The organism is Alphaproteobacteria bacterium (genome assembly GCA_016722515.1).
Classification (GTDB): domain Bacteria; phylum Pseudomonadota; class Alphaproteobacteria; order Rickettsiales; family JADKJE01; genus JADKJE01.
The window spans coordinates 588,520-608,428 of record JADKJE010000002.1 but is presented as its reverse complement, the minus strand read 5'-3'; the positions used below and the strand labels follow the sequence as shown (position 1 = coordinate 608,428).

Annotated in this window: 9 protein-coding genes; 3 read left to right on the top strand and 6 right to left on the bottom strand. The window is 44.7% G+C overall.

Annotated features, from left to right (window positions below; all coding sequences use genetic code 11):
* Positions 1-133: 133 nt before the first annotated feature.
* Genes IPP74_07500 through IPP74_07490 form a run of 3 tightly spaced genes read left to right on the top strand, consistent with a single transcriptional unit; the run spans position 134 to position 1,642 of the window.
* A complete protein-coding gene (locus tag IPP74_07500) occupies positions 134-1,102 on the top strand; it encodes a YdbH domain-containing protein (protein MBL0319119.1) in 969 nt (322 codons plus the stop codon).
* Positions 1,099-1,290 (top strand): YnbE family lipoprotein, encoded by a 192-nt coding sequence (locus tag IPP74_07495; GenBank protein MBL0319118.1) that lies wholly within the window; start codon positions 1,099-1,101, stop codon positions 1,288-1,290. Before IPP74_07500 ends, IPP74_07495 begins: the two co-directional genes overlap by 4 nt.
* A gap of 22 nt (positions 1,291-1,312) precedes the next feature.
* Entirely contained in the window at positions 1,313-1,642 is a 330-nt protein-coding gene (locus tag IPP74_07490; protein ID MBL0319117.1) for a YdbL family protein, read from the top strand.
* Positions 1,643-1,871: 229 nt separating this feature from the next.
* Here IPP74_07490 and IPP74_07485 read toward each other — a convergent pair whose 3' ends face one another.
* The 6 genes from IPP74_07485 to IPP74_07460 form a co-directional block, all read right to left on the bottom strand.
* Complete coding sequence (locus IPP74_07485) at positions 1,872-4,007, bottom strand: HlyD family efflux transporter periplasmic adaptor subunit (protein ID MBL0319116.1); 2,136 nt, start codon at positions 4,005-4,007, stop codon at positions 1,872-1,874.
* An 11-nt stretch (positions 4,008-4,018) separates the two neighbouring features.
* Positions 4,019-5,494, bottom strand: coding sequence for an HlyD family efflux transporter periplasmic adaptor subunit (locus IPP74_07480; GenBank protein MBL0319115.1), 1,476 nt, complete (start codon positions 5,492-5,494; stop codon positions 4,019-4,021).
* A gap of 15 nt (positions 5,495-5,509) precedes the next feature.
* The gene (locus tag IPP74_07475) at positions 5,510-6,583 is read right to left on the bottom strand and encodes an efflux RND transporter periplasmic adaptor subunit (GenBank protein MBL0319114.1); all 1,074 of its coding nucleotides are present in this window, start codon (positions 6,581-6,583) and stop codon (positions 5,510-5,512) included.
* 9 nt (positions 6,584-6,592) lie between these two features.
* Positions 6,593-8,905 (bottom strand): TolC family protein, encoded by a 2,313-nt coding sequence (locus IPP74_07470; protein MBL0319113.1) that lies wholly within the window; start codon positions 8,903-8,905, stop codon positions 6,593-6,595.
* 94 nt (positions 8,906-8,999) lie between these two features.
* Positions 9,000-13,370 carry a hypothetical protein gene (locus IPP74_07465; GenBank protein ID MBL0319112.1) on the bottom strand — a complete coding sequence of 1,457 codons (4,371 nt, stop codon included), beginning with the start codon at positions 13,368-13,370 and terminating at the stop codon, positions 9,000-9,002.
* Positions 13,367-19,852: a tandem-95 repeat protein gene (locus IPP74_07460; GenBank protein ID MBL0319111.1), complete on the bottom strand. Its 6,486-nt coding sequence runs from the start codon at positions 19,850-19,852 to the stop codon at positions 13,367-13,369. Before IPP74_07460 ends, IPP74_07465 begins: the two co-directional genes overlap by 4 nt.
* Positions 19,853-19,909 lie beyond the last annotated feature (57 nt).

Below are 19,909 nucleotides of genomic sequence, written 5' to 3'. Positions count from 1 at the left end.
ATCTTCCCCTGATCACTTGCGTCCCAAGGATTTTTCGTTACACTAGCTAAGTATGACTAATATAACGGCCAACCTCATAAAACTTCTTCGTTTACTATTCGTGTTTGCAGGCAATTGCTTGCTCATGATCTGCATGGCCATGTCTTCCGTGGCAGTCATCATTGCCATCCATAACAGTCCCGTGTCTGTAGCCCAATATTACCTGGAACATTTTTTCAGCGACCGTCATATCAAAGGCATCTCCAGTACGATTACCGAATTCAGCTATACCCATGCGAGCATCAAGGCGATCCGTTTTAATACGACACAACCGAGTTCCATTGACCGCATTGACCTAAACTACCGTATTTTGGAAACAAACCCTTTTAATGTGGATATCGACACCCTCACCATCCATAAAGCCATTATCCATGCCACTGTAAATGACGGTAAATTTGAATTTGGCAGTATCGTTGACCAATTACGCACCCTCTCAGCCAACACCGCTCCTCAACCATCTACGCCTCCTGCCAAGTGGAATATTCACCACATTGAGGTGAATGACAGCGTTCTTTATGTACATTATCCCAACCAAACAACCGTGCTTCCCTTCACATTAACCATCGAACCTTTAAAAGAAGGCTTTAAAGGACATTTGAACATTCCTATGGCCAAATTAGTCTTGCTAGATTATCCACTTGGTGAAATTGGCAAATTAACCGTAGAAGGACAGGTAAAAGGGGATGTTGATTTTAAATCCACGCCTGAGGCAACCCAAATTTTAAGCTCTAAATTCTCCTCACTGGTACCCGGAACCATCAAGTTTGTTGCCTCAGACAGTATCATGCAAAAATATGCCGAACAACCACAAATGCAACTCTTGCTGCAGGCCCTTTCTAATTACCATTTCCAAGTCGCTGATATTGTTTTAGCGTCTGATAAAAACCATCGCGTCAAATCATCCCTTACCTTAAAGGGAACCAACCCCGAATTAGCAAATGGACGCAATGTGAATATCAATATAAACCTTAACGGAAATCTGTTTGACCTTCTTTCACAAAACCCCTACGATGTACCACCAGCTGTGAAGTCGTTTATTCAATCTATAGGAGAACAGCGATGACCAAACGTTTTTTGCTTCTAGCCATTCCAGTACTTGCCCTTGTGTGCGCCTGCCAGCCAACGGTTAAACTCGAAGCACCCGATAAACCAATTGAAATCAATCTTAATGTCAATATCGAACAGCATGTTAAAGTTCAAATTGACCGTGACCTGGAAAAATCCATGTCTAAAAATAAAGCCATTTTCTAAGTTTTTGATAGGGAGATTCACTATGCTTAAAATATCAGCTATTATCAGCACATTCCTCGTGGCATCTACCATAGCGGTAAGTGCATTTGCTGTGGATTTTCAACAAGCACGCAGCCAGGGATTGGTTGGTGAAAAACCAGATGGTTACGTTGCTGTTGTTTCTGGTGGCGGTGACGTTCAAAGTATCGTTAATGATGTAAACCAAAAACGTAAAGCTGCATACCAGGATATTTCTCAAAAGAACCATCAACCGCTTGATGTCGTTGGCAAACTTGCCGCCGAGAAAATCATCACCAACCTCGCACCAGGTGAGTATTATCAAAATGGCAGTGGTAAATGGGTGAAGAAGTAACGCACCGCGCATCTTCTTTTTGCTAAGATAGCCCGCTTTTGCGGATGGCATTGTTTGTGACTTTTTAGCCGGTTTTGGTGGTGCTATTTTGCGTATCATTTTATGCGGTTGGACTGCACCCATAATTCCATTGATCATGTCGAATAGATAATTGCTTAAATATTTTTATATAAGCCTTCTATTCCTCGTTCTAAAGGAAAAAAGACGAAGCAAAACTCCGTTTCACCGCCTAAAATCCAACTTCCTTAATCAACGTTGTGATCATCTTGCTGATGGCCCCGCCTAAGATACTATGATGCTGACCTTCCAGTACCAATAATCCGCGGTAAACATGTGACGTTGCAAAATTCGCAGCAGTCGGTTTTAGGATCACACGATAAATGGTATCGTGTGGCTGGAATTGTCCTTTTTGGTTGGATACTGCAGCGATCTTACCGCCGAAATCCGACACCAGATAGCGCGAATCCAACAATTGGGTGCTGGAGATATCCACCCGCTTCAAAACTAAGTCCACGCCACTTGGCCCATGCAGGCTACGAAATATTCCTTCGGCACCTGATTTCATTTTTTCCATATCATGTTCGTTGATATAGGCTTCCACAATGGGGTGGGATGGATCAATCACCATGGCGAGTTTATCATCAATGCCTATCCATTCGCCTTCTTTCAAGGCAGATTTAACATCCGTAATCACACCAGCAAAGGGCGCCCTGACAATCAGGCGCAGTTTTTCCTGTTTTAAACCCGTTAGTTTGGCTTGCTTTGCTTTGACATCTTCTTCAAGCACCCGATGCTTCATCTGCCATTCTTCTTCTGACCCTGCTCCGCGTATCTGATAGACTAAACGTGCCACCTCGACTTCGGTCGTGGCGATGTCTTTATCTAACGAAGGATCAGCAAGGATCAATAAGATATCATCCTTTTTAACCTGCTGGCCATTTTTGATTAATAACCGTTGTACCTGGGCAGGGCGTGGAGAATAAGCACTAAATTCCTGTTCCGACCTTAAGACGGCGGGCGCCTGGATCGATGCTTTCCATGGAATGAGAAAAAATGCAAATATGATCGTTGCCACCAACACACTGACTTTTGAATTTAAATTCCAGTGAATCCTTTCACGCTGTAACCAGTACCATTGAAACTCTTTGACAACGGGAGTGATAAAAAAGTAATAAATGCCCCCCAGCAAAAACGCAATGCCAAGCAATTTAAAGACCAGATGGTAAAGTGTATAAACCATACCTCCGTAAAGGCCAATACGGTAAATAAGCAAGCTATAGCCATAGATGATCAGGATAAGGTCATATTTCCGTCCCAACGTTTCGGGTGCAGGATATTTCAATCCAACCAGCCGTTCCCGCGTAAACCACTTCATCATGGCAAAGGCACGGTCCTGGAGATTTTCGATATTGATGATATCAGAAAAAACATAATACCCGTCAAACCGCATCAATGGATTCATATTCACTAACAGCGTGGTCAAAAAATTGACAGAAACAATCATAAAGGCTGCCGTCCGCAATGGACCGTCATCTAAGAAGACCCAAAAATAAGCCGCAATAATCGCAATGCCCATTTCCACGGCAACTCCGGAAATACCGACCATAATCCGCTGCCATCGGGAAGGCAGCTTCCACACCTCATTGGTATCGGTATAAAGAACCGGGCAAAACATAAAAAACGACAGTCCGATCGAAGGGACTCTCAACCCCAAACGTTTGGCCGTAAAGGCATGGCCCAGTTCATGCAGCGCTTGGCAACATATGACCGTTGCCGACATAATCAATAAACCCTGCACATTGAAAAAATAACTGAATGTATGGGTAAATTCACCCCAGTGACGCAATAATAATATGATAGCCCCAGCAGCTGCAATCAAAAATGCATACAGCACTTTCATCGAATAAAGACGATTGACGTAAGGCAGGCATTTAGTGAGCGTGGCATCACACCGAAACAAAGGTATGCGGATAGACATCATCATCTGCGCAAGTTTTTTCCAGTTTTTCTGGTTCCCCAGTTTGGTCACGGCCATCATTTTTGCTTTCTTGTCCGCGGCAACAGCATGGACAAGATGATGATTTTCAAGGAAATCCAGAACCTGTTTAATATGCTCTTCATCTATTTCATAAGGAAGTTGAGCATTGACTTTACTCATCATTTTGCGTGGCGTGCCTTCTTTCCAGCACGCAATGATGGCATATTCAATCATCCCAATACGGTAAAAACGATTCGCCGGTGCATCATGCAATGTCCAGGTAGAACTACCATCTGGGGCAGCAGGACCAGGTAACAAGGTAATGTCACCCCGCAACGGTGGCAATGTCGTATCGGCAAACACTATTTGTTGGGGATTCCATGTCATGCCAATGGTTCCTACAGTACCAATAATTTTTTCAAATAACTCAACGGCCGCCTTAACCAATAATACCCAATGGGCACATAATCCCCATAAATTTTGGCTGACCCTTTGAGACCAATACGTGATTCATCTGATACCTCATCAAGGGTGATCTTCGCACGGTATGCTAACTGTCCTTGCCCAACATCTTCTGCTTCGTAACTGACATATTTTACCGTGCCCTTAAGCGTACTTAACGGACTGGCATTGAGGTAAATTTTAACGGGGGCCTTGTCAGGTAAATGAATTGCGTCATCAATTGCTAAATCGGCTTTGACTTCTAATTGCTTGGGATCCGACACCTTCATCACCTGTTCGCCTGTCTTAACAGGCTTACCTATCCAGTCGGTTTTATCAGCATAAATCACCACACCATCACGCATGGCTTTGACATCAATCTTATCCAGCATTTCCCTGGCATAATCCATCTGATGCTGCTTTTGTTTGACTTCTAGTTGCAGCAATGCCAAATCGGCCGCACTGGTATCATCGGTGGATGATGAAATACTTTTCTGTCCGGCTTGGCGCAATTCGGCTATTGAACTATCGAGTTCCTTTTTAGCATAATAATAATCATTGCGAAGTGTGGTATCATCGAGCGTAAAAAGAATTGTGCCCTTTTTAACAAATTGATTGGGCGCAACCAGGATATCTTTGACAACGCCATCCGTAGGAGCTGTGGCTATCCATGGTTCCTGTGGCACCAATTCCATCGGTGCCAATACCGATTGGCGCACGGGAAAACAGATTAATAACAGGGCTCCCAGAATATATTGCTTTTTCTTCTTATTCAATGTGAAGGAAATATTACTCCAGGGTTTCTTATTCTGGCCTTCCAGGGCCCAAACAGCATGCGCATAGGTTTCCACAATACGCTGCACAATTTTGATATCACCTTCTTTGAGTGACTGGTCACAGGCAATCCACAATCCGCCTTTCAACTGTTTGCTCGGAGAAATGATTGGAAACCAAACACCCGATGGACTCCCAAGTTCTAACCATTCTTTGGTGATTTCTTCAGGAAAATCCGCCACGCTTAACACCACCCCCTGTGGATCTTTGCAATGATTGGCAAAACAATATTTAGCGATTTTCTTGATCCATAATGCAAAGGGAGAATTTTTATCTACTTTGGATAAACCCGATATGGCTTCGATAGCCACCATATTACCAACCTGTTGGCTAAATGCCACAGCCGTACGGTAGGGTATCATGCGCAATAATTCATTGACCAATAAAAAATGCTGTTCATGAGGTGTCATTGCTCGGCGTATAGCTACTTCTATATCCATCATCAGGCTTATGCCCCTGAGCTGGTTTTGAAAATTTAATTCCTTTTCCTTGTTACTGCCACTAGCCGATATGGCAGGTTCAGTTTTTACCACTGGCCCCACCTGCACTGTAGCATTCTTATTCTTCGTTGTATCGGGAGTAATGGTCATTGACTCCATAGATTTCAGCCCTCTTTATTTTACCAAGGTAGCTGTTCCAGTCATTCCTGGAACAATACCTTCGTTATAATTCCCTTCCTTCAATACCCCAGTTACCTTAAACATTTGGCTTACCGGATCAATTCTTGGCACCACATTGGTAATAGATCCGGGATATTTTCTACCCGTTTCCTCAACATTAAGGCTGAATACTCCACCTTTTTGAATGTTGATAAGTTTATCCGAAGGGACCAGCAATTCGACTTCCGGGGCACCAAAAGCAATCAATTTCATGATAGCCTGCCCCTCTTTAACGGTATCATATGGATGAACCGAAATATCAACCACAGCACCATCATAGGGAGCCACGATCTTGCAATGGTCAACCACTGCCGATGCCTTCATAACATCCGCTTTTGCACGGTCAAAATCAGCATCCGCCAATGTCACTTCCAAATCACTGGCAGAACCCAGTTCTTTTAATTTTGTTTTAGCGTTAAATGAGGCTTCACCCGCTTTTAAATCGGCTTTTGCCCGTGCCAATACTGCTTCATTCATTGCGCAATCGAATGAAAGCAAAATATCCCCCTGCTTGAAGCCTTGCCCTTCTTTCACGGCAATATTATTGACTCGCCCTGAAATTTCGCTGGCAACGCTGGATTCGATGCTCGGCACAATAACCGCAGTCAACGGTTCTTCTACAGGAATCAACGCTGGTGCAGAGGGCGCAGAAGCCTTAGCTGACGTTGGTGATATTGTCTCAGATGCTGATTGCGGCTGGGCAATCTTTGCTTGGGTATCAGAAACAGCAAAGGTGGTTTTTTCTTCCACCGCAGTTAAGACTTGCTTTTCACGATTGGCATCGGCCATTTCGATTTTCTTATGACGGCTGTACGAATCTACTGTTCCCAAAATAGCCATAATGATAATGACACCCGAACAAATACCAGCGGCCATCATTTTTTGTTTATCATGGCATAATGCCATGATTTTAATCCGTACCAGCCTTGCCCATTTATGACGTGATAGTCCCTTCAATTGTTCCCACTTTTCACGCTTCAACTGATTCCATTGTATCTGCTTCAACTGATTCCATTTTTTCTGCCACATATTCCCCCCCTATTTCCTCGCTTCGCTGATGCTGGATTTTATCTTTTTACGATTTAACAGAGCAACTATTTTTTGAGCGGTAGACTCATCACTTACCTCTATGTAAGGACGATACGTCGATTTCTTGAATAACTTCTTATCTTCATACACGCCAACATGGGTTTTGCTTCCATAACGACTAACTGCATCTTGAATTTCATATAATCTGAAATCCGCCTCAGAAGCTTCCATAAATTCTCCTGCCGTTACAGCCCATGTATGCGCCTTGGGATTTTCAACCGGCTTTTCATTATTGCTGGGAACATCGCGGCTTGAAATAATATCATTTTGAGCTACGACATTCGTTTTTTCTAAAATTGCAGGCACTTCATGTTGCGTGTGGAATTGAGGTTTAGGCTGAGGCTCAGGTATTTTTTCGCTTTTTTGAGCTTTAGCTACGAATAGCTCCTGACGATGTCCTGGTTTTAAGACAGGTATTAGACCAGCCAACCGATTCTGTACTGGTTTTTTATCCAAAGCAGGCTGTTCTTTTGGTTTTTTATGAGTTTCGTCAGAATGAATAATGCCGCTATCTTGCCTCTGATAATGCGCGTTATCTCGCATCGATCGACTAGGTGCAGCACCCGAATAATGGTTCATAATAAATTCATTTGATGCCTTTTCTATCGTAAATGGCTCTGGTTTTTGGGTGTCTTCTTTGCTGCTGGCTAGTTGAATTTCGTCTTGTTTTCCTTTCACACCATGGGTATCAGACGTAGGATTAACATAGGCAAATTCCGGCAATTCTTTCGTACGCAAGGCTGTGGAAATCTTCGTATTGACCGAAACCGTATTCATTTGAGTTTGAATAGCACTGGCAAGGGTTGACACACTCTCATCTTTGATTTCATCAGGTATCATATCCATACCAACAGAACTCAGTAATTGACCAAAACTATGATGCAATTCGGCATAGGCATAATCACGTTGCAAGTTTGCAAACACGGCATTCGCACCATCATCAATCACTTTTTGATCCGCCGCGGTTCCTGCTTGTTTTTGTTTTAAGGTGTTTTGATAGATTTGATCATTCACGCGGGCAATTTTCTCAGCAAGCGAAATTCTGTCCAAAGCAATCTTCTGTTGTGCATAGGCAATATTAACCTGGGCCAGCACCGCTACGGTTAAAGCATCGCGTTTGGCTTCCACCAGCTGCATCTGCATTTTGCCATTGGCGGCCTCTTGCATCCGAGTAATAGGCGCCAATACATCAAACACCACTTTAAAGCCAACATCGATCCAATTATGGTTGAAAAGAAATTGATTACTGTCGTAATTATAATTCACATTCATGGAAACGCCTGGAATCATTTTCAACCAGGCTTGCTGCACTTGACGTTTGCGGATACGTTGCTCATAATCCTGTTCACGAATTTCTGGACGATTTAATACGGCATACGTTTCAAGCTGCTTAACGTTAAAGCGTGAATCCGGCCGCATATAGAGCTGTTTATTATCGGTCACAATTTTAAAATCTTCACCTGGACGAATATTGATCAACGAGGCCAATTCTATTTTGGCGGTTGCCAGTGACGACAGAAGTTTGCGTAATTCACTAATATTAGACAACAGGTTCTTTTGATAATTCAAACTCTCAATCGGTGTAAGTACTCCCGCTTTCTGCCCTGCCGCAGTGTTATTAAGCGCACCTTCGGCATCCTTCAATAATCGCTCCACTCGAGGTAATATACGCTCGGCAATGGCAGCCTTCCAGTAAGCAATCCGCACATCACGCAAAATTCCTTGAATGATGGCACGGCGGCGCTCACCACTAATCAGGACTTGATCTGCCTTTTCCTTAGCCCGCAAATAACCAATACCGAAATCCAACAAATCCCAACTCATAGCCAGGCTATTATTATAACTGTAGCGTTCTGAAGATTTTGAATAATCCAGGGATGTTGTACCGGTAATCAGCGATTGACTTTTTGATCCGGGCTCGTTACTCCGCTCACTGTAACCAGCATTCGCCAGTACCTTTGGCAACATGCTTAAATTTGCCGTTGTTAGGTCACTGCTGGCAACAGCCGTATCAAACATTCTCACACGGGCATCCAGATTATATTTAAGCGCACGTGCCTGTGCTTCATAAATAGTAATAGGCCCAGATAATGGCTCCTGATTGGAGAAAACACGCGCCAACGTTTCATCCGCCCGCCTTTGAAAATCTTGATCTGTAAGAGGTTGCGGCTTCACAAGACAACCGGTCAACAACGCTATTGAAACGCTGCTTGCAACCATGTTATATAACAGTCTGTGCCTTAATAATGTTGCCATAGCCATAATAATTCTATTTTTATCCTCTGATCTTAGAAGCCGCTTATTGATAAATGATTAACAAGACCTCCTATTTCAGCCAACTAATTAAAATATTCAATTAATCTTTATTAATGTTTTCATGTGTGGTCTGACCTCCATCATCATTCAAGGTTTGCGGATGACTATCATCAACAACCTGCTTGAAAATATAACGCAGCTGCTCAACGATTGATTGCTGTTTTGCCCCGACAATCGGAGATTCGCCACCTTGATTAGAATTTGTCCCTTGAATAAAATTCTGCTGCACGGTTTCATCTGAATGCTGCTGAAGTTCCTTCATTTTGTTTTCTTTTTGATTGGCTAATAGTCGCTGAACCCAAGCTGACATTCTTTCTCTTACCGTCAGCGGCTGATCGTTGCCCATATCAATAATATCCGAAATACTTTGATCTTTGTTAGCCACAGCCTCTTCCCGGTTCTCTTTTAGCTGAGCAAACGGTTCATAATGAGATTCTGGGGTCTCTAATTGCCTTTCTTCAGGGGTATGCCTATTAAAGAAATCATTATGGTAATCCTGATATTGTCCCAATACGAGCTGCGGCTGATAAATCTCATTGTTGCTAGCCGTTGTCTGGTATTCTTGCAATGAATGTTCCGACAAGGTTATTTTTCTATCAGCTTCGGTATGTGCGCCACTAAATACCCCTAACCCTTCACCATAATTCATATAAGCTCCTCTAAAATTTACATTATAAACATCAATTTGCCTTTGTGTACCTCCTGAGGGATCCGATGATAATGAAGAATCGTTATCTGAATCTGGTATAGGTACATTTTGTGGATTGGTATTCTTTTCCATATTAACAAGTGGAGCAGGAGAAGCCACGTGGACAGAAACGGTTGAAATATTGCTGGCAACTCCTTGAGGATTTTCAAGGACGATGCTTGCCGTTCTAACAGTTGAAGTATTGGCAAATAGACTATTTGCAAAACCCACATGGCGGATAACCGTTTCAACATCAGATTGACTGGCATTACCATTGAATGTCACTGCCATTGTTTGATGGTTACCGTTAAAGCTTAAAACACCGATATCCACTCCATTGACAATCACATGATTTGCATTGGTAACACTGATAACTCCAGACTCGGCAATCACTCCCAAGACATCTGATATTTGTCCAGTTGCACCCAATCCCACCCGGAGAACATGGTTTGTAAAGACAGTGGTATCTATATCACTTATCACAGCATCACCCAGTTTATCTAACGCAACAGGCGCGTTTCCTGCTTCATAATTAAGGCTATCATCATTCACATTCGCAATGACGCTCGCATCATCCACTGCGCCGACATGGACCGTGAAACTTTTAAAAGTCGTATTGGTACCATCAAATACCGCTACAGTAATCGTGGCCGTACCATGTTGATTGGCTGCTGGATTAATATCGAGCGTCCAATTAGTGCCACTCCCATTCAGGCCTATATTGCCATCTGGAATTACCGTTTGATTTGATGATGTTACCGTAATGACTAAGTTATTCGCATTCGTGTCAATATCCGCTATACTGAATGCAATACCTGTAATCGGCGTATCCTCGTTTGTCGACTGATTAGGTATGGACGTTATCGTAGAAGCATCATCCACAGCACCCACCGTTACTTCAAAGGTTTGATAGGTCGTGTTCGTGCCGTCAAACACCGCGACTGTAATCGTTGCCACTCCGTTCTGATCGGCTTCAGGGCTGATATCGAGTGTCCAATCCGCACCACTGCCATTCAACGTAATATTACCATCCGGTATTAATGTTTGATCGGAAGAGGTTACGGTAATCACTACATCATTCACATCCGTATCGATATCATCAATGCTGAACGGAATCCCTAGAATCGGCGTATCTTCATCCGTGATTTGATCCGGAATTGTGCTAATGGTCGATGCATCATCCACGGCTCCCACAGTTACCTCAAACGTTTGATAGGTCGTGTTCGTGCCATCAAACACCGCTACCGTAATCGTTGCCACACCACTCTGATTAGCTTCAGGGCTGATATCCAATGTCCAGTCCGCACCACTACCGCTAAGAGTAATATTACCGTCAGCAATCACATGTTGATCTGAGGAGGTTACCGTGATCACCACATCATTCACGTCCGTATCGATATCATCAATGCTGAATGGAATCCCTAGAATCGGCGTATCCTCATCCGTAGATTGGTCGGGTATCGACGTGATCGTTGACGCATCATCCACCGCACCCACGGTCACCTCAAAGGTTTGATAGGTCGTGTTCGTGCCATCAAACACCGCGACCGTAATCGTTGCCACTCCGTTCTGATCGGCTTCAGGGCTGATATCGAGTGTCCAATCCGCACCACTGCCATTCAACGTAATATTACCATCCGGTATTAATGTTTGATCGGAAGAGGTTACGGTAATCACTACATCATTCACATCCGTATCGATATCATCAATGCTGAACGGAATCCCTAGAATCGGCGTATCTTCATCCGTGCTTTGATCCGGAATTGTGCTAATGGTCGATGCATCATCCACGGCTCCCACGGTTACCTCAAACGTTTGATAGGTCGTGTTCGTGCCATCAAACACCGCTACCGTAATCGTTGCCACACCACTCTGATTAGCTTCAGGGCTGATATCGAGTGCCCAATCCGCACCACTGCCATTCAACGTAATATTACCATCCGGTATTAATGTTTGATCGGAAGAAGTTACGGTAATCACCACATCATTCACATCCGTATCAATATCATCAATGCTGAAAGGAATCCCTAGAATCGGCGTATCTTCATCCGTGCTTTGATCGGGAATCGTCGTGATAGTTGACGCATCATCCACGGCACCCACGGTCACCTCAAAGGTTTGATAGGTCGTGTTCGTGCCATCAAACACCGCGACCGTAATCGTCGCTACGCCATTTTGATCAGCTTCTGGACTGATATCCAACGTCCATTCAGCACCACTGCCATTCAAGGTAATATTGCCATCAGGTATTAATGTTTGATCGGAAGAGGTTACGGTAATCACTACATCATTCACATCCGTATCGATATCATCAATGCTGAACGGAATCCCTAGAATCGGCGTATCTTCATCCGTGCTTTGATCCGGAATTGTGCTAATGGTCGATGCATCATCCACGGCTCCCACGGTTACCTCAAACGTTTGATAGGTCGTGTTCGTGCCATCAAACACCGCTACCGTAATCGTTGCCACACCACTCTGATTAGCTTCAGGGCTGATATCGAGTGCCCAATCCGCACCACTGCCATTCAACGTAATATTACCATCCGGTATTAATGTTTGATCGGAAGAAGTTACGGTAATCACCACATCATTCACATCCGTATCAATATCATCAATGCTGAAAGGAATCCCTAGAATCGGGGTATCCTCATCCGTAGATTGGTCGGGTATCGACGTGATCGTTGACGCATCATCCACGGCACCCACGGTCACCTCAAAGGTTTGATAGGTCGTGTTCGTGCCATCAAACACCGCGACCGTAATCGTCGCTACGCCATTTTGATCAGCTTCTGGACTGATATCCAACGTCCATTCAGCACCACTGCCATTCAAGGTAATATTGCCATCAGGTATTAAATTTTGATCCGACGACGTTACCGTGATCACCACATCATTCACATCCGTATCGATATCATCGACACTGAAAGGAATCCCTAGAATTGGCGTATCTTCATCAGTAGATTGATCTGGGATATCAGTAATGGTGGCCGCATCATCGACTGCACCTACCGTCACCTCAAACGTTTGATAAGTGGTGTTCGTGCCATCAAACACGGCTACCGTAATCGTCGCTACGCCATTTTGATCAGCTTCTGGGCTGATATCCAGCGTCCAATCGGCACCACTGCCATTCAAGGTAATATTGCCATCAGGTATTAAATTTTGATCCGATGACGTTACCGTTATCACCAGATTATTAATATCAGTGTCGATATCAGCAACACTGAAAGCGATGCCGGTGATAGACGTATCTTCATCCGTTACTTGATCTGGGATATCAGTAATGGTGGCCGCATCATCCACTGCACCTACCGTGACATCAAATGTTTTATAGGTAGTGGTGGTGCCATCAAATACCGAAACGGTAATGGTAGCTGTGCCGTGCTCATTGGCAGAAGGATCGATATCCAACGTCCAATCCGTGCCACTTCCATTAAGGGTAATGTTGTCGTCAGGGATTAATGTTTGATCCGATGACGTTACCGTTATCACCAGATTATTGATATCAGTGTCGATATCAGCAACGCTAAAGGCGATGCCGGTGATAGACGTATCTTCATCCGTTACTTGATCTGGGATATCAGTAATGGTGGCCGCATCATCTATCGCACCTACCGTCACCTCAAACGTTTGATAAGTGGTGTTCGTGCCATCAAACACGGCTACCGTAATCGTCGCTACGCCATTTTGATCAGCTTCTGGGCTGATATCCAGCGTCAATCGGCACCACTGCCATTCAAGGTAATATTGCCATCAGGTATTAAATTTTGATCCGACGACGTTACCGTAATCACCAGATTATTAATATCAGTATCGATATCTGCCACACTAAAGGCGATGCCGGTGATAGACGTATCTTCATCCGTTACTTGATCTGGGATATCAGTAATGGTGGCCGCATCATCGACCGCACCTACCGTTACATCAAATGTTTTATAGGTAGTGGTGGTGCCATCAAACACCGAAACAGTAATGGTAGCTGTGCCGTGCTCATTAGCAGAAGGATCAATATCCAATGTCCAATCCGCACCCGAACCGTTTAAGGTAATGTTGTCGTCAGGGATTAATGTTTGATCCGATGACGTTACCGTAATCACCAGATTATTGATATCGGTATCGATATCAGCAACGCTAAAGGCGATGCCGGTGATAGACGTATCTTCATCCGTTACTTGATCTGGGATATCAGTAATGGTGGCCGCATCATCTATCGCACCTACCGTTACATCAAACGTTTTATAGGTGGTGGTGGTGCCATCAAACACCGAAACGGTGATGGTAGCTGTGCCGTGCTCATTAGCAGAAGGATCGATATCCAACGTCCAATCCGTGCCACTTCCATTAAGGGTAATGTTGTCGTCAGGGATTAATGTTTGATCCGATGACGTTACCGTAATCACCAGATTATTGATATCGGTATCGATATCAGCAACGCTAAAGGCGATGCCGGTGATAGACGTATCTTCATCCGTTACTTGATCTGGGATATCAGTAATGGTGGCCGCATCATCTATCGCACCTACCGTCACCTCAAACGTTTGATAAGTGGTGTTCGTGCCATCAAACACGGCTACCGTAATCGTCGCTACGCCATTTTGATCAGCTTCTGGGCTGATATCCAGCGTCCAATCGGCACCACTGCCATTCAAGGTAATATTGCCATCAGGTATTAAATTTTGATCCGACGACGTTACCGTAATCACCAGATTATTAATATCAGTGTCGATATCTGCCACACTAAAGGCGATGCCGGTGATAGACGTATCTTCATCCGTTACTTGATCTGGGATGTCAGTAATGGCTGCCGCATCATCGACCGCACCTACCGTTACATCAAAGGTTTTATAGGTGGTGGTAGTGCCATCAAATACCGAAACAGTAATGGTAGCTGTGCCATGCTCATTAGCAGAAGGATCAATATCCAACGTCCAATCCGCACCCGAACCGTTTAAGGTAATGTTGTCGTCAGGGATTAATGTTTGATCCGATGACGTTACCGTAATCACCAGATTATTAATATCAGTGTCGATATCAGCAACACTGAAAGCGATGCCGGTAATAGCGGTATCCTCCGCTGTTGTTTGATCTGGGATATCAGTAATGGTGGCCGTATCATCGACCGCACCTACCGTTACATCAAAGGTTTTATAGGTGGTGGTAGTGCCATCAAATACCGAAACAGTAATGGTAGCTGTGCCGTGCTCATTGGCAGATGGATCAATATCCAACGTCCAATCCGCACCACTGCCATTCAAGGTAATATTGCCATCGGGGATTAATGTTTGATCCGATGACGTTACCGTTATCACCAGATTATTTATATCGGTATCAATGTCAGCAACGCTAAAGGCGATGCCGGTGATAGAAGTATCTTCATCCGTTACTTGATCCGGGATGTCGGTAATGGTGGCCGTATCATCGACCGCACCTACCGTTACATCAAAGGTTTTATAGGTAGTGGTGGTACCATCAAACACTGCAACGGTAATGGTGGCTGCGCCGTGCTCATTAGCAGAAGGATCGATATCCAACGTCCAATCCGTGCCACTTCCATTGAGGGTAATGTTGCCATCGGGGATTAATGTTTGATCCGATGACGTTACCGTAATCACCAGATTATTGATATCAGTGTCGATATCAGCAACACTGAAAGCGATGCCGGTGATGGAAGTATCTTCATCCGTTACTTGATCTGGGATGTCAGTAATGGTTGCCGCATCATCTATCGCACCTACCGTTACATCAAACGTTTTATAGGTGGTGGTAGTACCATCAAACACCGAAACGGTGATGGTAGCTGTGCCATGCTCATTAGCAGAAGGATCAATATCCAACGTCCAATCCGCACCCGAACCGTTTAAGGTAATGTTGTCGTCAGGGATTAATGTTTGATCCGATGACGTTACCGTAATCACCAGATTATTTATATCAGTGTCGATATCAGCAACACTAAAGGCGATGCCGGTGATAGACGTATCCTCATCCGTTACTTGATCTGGGATGTCAGTAATGGTGGCCGCATCATCAACCGCACCTACCGTTACATCAAAGGTCTTATAGGTGGTAGTGGTACCATCAAACACCGAAACAGTGATCGTGGCTATGCCATTTTGTGCCGCAGCTGGATCGATATCCAGCGTCCAATCCGTGCCACTTCCGTTGAGGGTAATGTTACCATCTGGGATCAACGTTTGATCCGATGACGTTACCGTAATCACCAGATTATTGATATCGGTATCAATGTCAGCAACGCTAAAGGCGATGCCGGTGATAGACGTATCTTCATCCGTTACTTGATCTGGGATGTCAGTAATGGTGGCCGTATCATCGACCGCACCTACCGTTACATCAAAGGTTTTATAGGTGGTGGTAGTGCCATCAAACACCGAAACGGTGATGGTAGCTGTGCCGTGCTCATTAGCAGAAGGATCAATATCCAACGTCCAATCCGTACCCGAACCGTTTAAGGTAATGTTGTCGTCAGGGATTAATGTTTGATCCGATGACGTTACCGTAATCACCAGATTATTTATATCAGTGTCGATATCAGCAACGCTAAAGGCGATGCCGATAATAGCGGTATCCTCCGCTGTTGTTTGATCTGGGATGTCAGTAATGGTGGCCGCATCATCAACCGCACCTACCGTTACATCAAAGGTCTTATAGGTAGTGGTGGTACCATCAAACACTGCAACGGTAATGGTGGCTGCGCCGTGCTCATTAGCAGAAGGATCGATATCCAACGTCCAATCCGTGCCACCGCCATTGAGGGTAATGTTGCCATCAGGGATTAATGTTTGATCCGATGACGTTACCGTTATCACCAGATTATTTATATCAGTGTCGATATCAGCAACACTAAAGGCGATGCCGGTGATAGAAGTATCCTCATCCGTTACTTGATCTGGGATGTCAGTAATGGTGGCCGCATCATCAACCGCACCTACCGTTACATCAAAGGTCTTATAGGTGGTAGTGGTACCATCAAACACCGAAACAGTGATCGTGGCTGTGCCATTTTGTGCCGCAGCTGGATCGATATCCAATGTCCAATCCGTGCCACTTCCATTAAGGGTGATGTTACCATCTGGGATCAACGTTTGATCCGATGACGTTAGCGTAATCACCAGATTATTTATATCAGTGTCGATATCAGCAACGCTAAAGGCGATGCCGGTAATAGCGGTATCCTCCGCTGTTGTTTGATCTGGGATATCAGTAATGGTGGCCGCATCATCGACTGCACCTACCGTTACATCAAAGGTTTTATAGGTGGTGGTAGTGCCATCAAATACCGAAACGGTGATAGTAGCTGTGCCGTGCTCATTGGCAGAAGGATCAATATCCAACGTCCAATCCGTGCCACTGCCATTGAGGGTAATGTTACCATCTGGAATTAAAGTTTGATCCGATGACGTTACCGTAATCACCAGATTTTTGAGATTGGTGTCGATATCAGCAACGCTAAAGGCGATGCCGGTAATAGCGGTATCCTCCGCTGTTGTTTGATCTGGGATATCAGTAATGGTGGCCGCATCATCGACTGCACCTACCGTTATATCAAAAGTTTTATAGGTGGTGGTGGTGCCATCAAACACTGCAACTGTAATGGTGGCTGTGCCGTGCTCATTAGCAGACGGATCAATATCGAGTGTCCAATCCGTTCCACTGCCATTGAGGGTGATGTTGCCATCGGGGATCAAGGTTTGATCCGATGAGGTTACCGTAATCATCAGATTTTTGAGATTGGTGTCGATATCGTCCACACTAAACGCTATACCAGTAATGGCGGTGTCCTCAGCTGTTTTTTGATCTGGGATGTCGGTAATCGTTGCCGCATCATCCACTGCATTAACAGTCACTTCAAATGTTTCATAGACGGTTGAGTTCCCGTCAGACACCGCTACTGTAATAACTGCTGTTCCATGCTGGTTTGTCTCTGGAATAATATCCATACTCCAATCCGTGCCACTTCCATTGAGGATAATGTTACCATCAGGAATTAAGCTTTGGTCTGATGAAGTAATCTTTATAACTAGGTCGTTTATATTTGTATCAACATCCGAGATAGTGAAACCAATCCCCTTTATAGGATTATCCTCATCCGTTACTTGATTATCTATATGCGACCTAATAGGTGGATCATTAACTACACCTACTGAAACAGTAAAGGTTTCGAAGGATGTCGTTACACCATCTGAAACAGCTATCGTAATTTCCGCTGTGCCATTCATATTCTCAGCCGGAGTTACACTAATAGTACGATCTGTGCCACTTCCTCCAATTCTTATATTTCCATTCGGAATTAGCTTAGGATCCGAAGATGTCACCGTTACTTTTAATGAATCGATTTCTGTTTCAACATCTGATATCGTGAAAGGAATATCTTTGATGGAAACTCCTTCCTCTGTTGTCTGACCCATGATATGCGATATTACCGGCACATCATTGACCGACACCACCGTTACATCAAAGGTCTGATAAGTAGTTGTTGTTCCATCACTGACAGACAATGTAATAGTTGCCACCCCACTAGCATTAGCCGACGGACTTATACTAATCGTATGATTGGGACCAGTACCATTTATAGTAATATTGTCATTAGGAATCAAACTTTGGTCTGAGCTCGTTGCTGTTATCACCAGGCTGGTTGAAGCAGTCTCAACGTCGGAGATCGTAAACGCCACGTTTTCCAGTAGGGTGTCTTCGTTCGTCGTTTGATTGGCGATGGTGCTTAAGGTTGGAGCATCATTGACTGCATTGACGGTCACTGTGAATGTTTGGGTGGTGGTGGTCGTACCATCACTAACATTGAGGGTAATCGTGGCTACGCCACTTGCATTCGCTGCTGGTACAAAATTGATGGTGCGGTTAGCGCCACTGCCGCCAAACGTTATATTTCCGTTGGGAATTAACGCCGTGTTAGAACTGGTGGCTGTCAGCACCAAACTTGTGGATGCGGTTTCAACATCCGATATCGTAAATGCCACGTTGTTCAACGCAGTGTCTTCGTTCGTCGTTTGGTTGGCGATGGTGCTTAAGGTTGGAGCATCATTGACTGCATTGACGGTCACTGTGAATGTTTGGGTGGTGGTGGTCGTACCATCACTAACATTGAGGGTAATCGTGGCTACGCCACTTGCATTCGCTGCTGGTACAAAATTGATGGTGCGGTTTGCGCCACTGCCGCCGAAGGTAATGTTGCCATTGGGGATTAAGGTTTGATCCGAACTGGTGGCTGTTAACACCAAGCTGGTTGAGGCAGTCTCAACATCGGAAATGGTGAAAGCAACGTTGTTCAATGCAGTGTCTTCATTGGTAGTTTGGTTGGCAATGGTACTTAGCGTGGGAGCATCATTGACTGCATTGACGGTCACTGTGAATGTCTGGGTGGTGGTCGTCGTACCATCACTAACATTGAGGGTAATCGTGGCTACGCCACTTGCATTCGCTGCTGGCACAAAATTGATGGTGCGGTTAGCGCCACTGCCGCCAAACGTTATATTACCATTGGGAATTAACGCCGTGTTAGAACTGGTGGCTGTCAGCACCAAACTTGTGGATGCGGTTTCAACATCCGATATCGTAAATGCCACGTTGTTCAATGCGGTGTCTTCATTGGTGGTTTGGTTGGCAATGGTACTTAGCGTGGGAGCATCATTGACTGCATTGACGGTCACTGTGAATGTTTGGGTGGTCGTCGTCGTGCCATCACTGACATTGAGGGTAATCGTGGCTACGCCACTTGCATTCGCTGCTGGTACAAAATTGATGGTGCGGTTAGCGCCACTGCCGCCAAACGTTATATTTCCGTTGGGAATTAACGCCGTGTTAGAACTGGTGGCTGTCAGCACCAAACTTGTGGATGCGGTTTCAACATCCGATATCGTAAATGCCACATTGTTCAATGCAGTGTCTTCATTGGTAGTTTGGTTGGCAATGGTACTCAACGTGGGAGCATCATTGACTGCATTGACGGTCACTGTGAATGTCTGGGTGGTCGTCGTCGCACCATCACTGACATTGAGGGTAATCGTGGCTACGCCACTTGCATTCGCTGCTGGTACAAAATTGATGGTGCGGTTAGCGCCACTGCCGCCAAACGTTATATTACCATTGGGAATTAAGGCCGTGTTAGAACTGGTGGCTGTCAGCACCAAACTTGTGGATGCGGTTTCAACATCCGATATCGTAAATGCCACGTTGTTCAATGCGGTGTCTTCATTGGTGGTTTGGTTGGCAATGGTACTTAGCGTGGA

What these genes read in the sequence shown, in the direction of transcription:
- IPP74_07475 (MBL0319114.1), bottom strand. Translation starts at nt 6,583, where the DNA reads ATGTGGCAGAAAAAATGGAATCAGTTGAAGCAGATACAATGGAATCAG.
- IPP74_07490 (MBL0319117.1), top strand. Translation starts at nt 1,313, where the DNA reads ATGCTTAAAATATCAGCTATTATCAGCACATTCCTCGTGGCATCTACC.
- IPP74_07480 (MBL0319115.1), bottom strand. Translation starts at nt 5,494, where the DNA reads ATGGAGTCAATGACCATTACTCCCGATACAACGAAGAATAAGAATGCT.
- IPP74_07495 (MBL0319118.1), top strand. Translation starts at nt 1,099, where the DNA reads ATGACCAAACGTTTTTTGCTTCTAGCCATTCCAGTACTTGCCCTTGTG.
- IPP74_07470 (MBL0319113.1), bottom strand. Translation starts at nt 8,905, where the DNA reads ATGGCTATGGCAACATTATTAAGGCACAGACTGTTATATAACATGGTT.
- IPP74_07500 (MBL0319119.1), top strand. Translation starts at nt 134, where the DNA reads ATGGCCATGTCTTCCGTGGCAGTCATCATTGCCATCCATAACAGTCCC.
- IPP74_07485 (MBL0319116.1), bottom strand. Translation starts at nt 4,007, where the DNA reads ATGACATGGAATCCCCAACAAATAGTGTTTGCCGATACGACATTGCCA.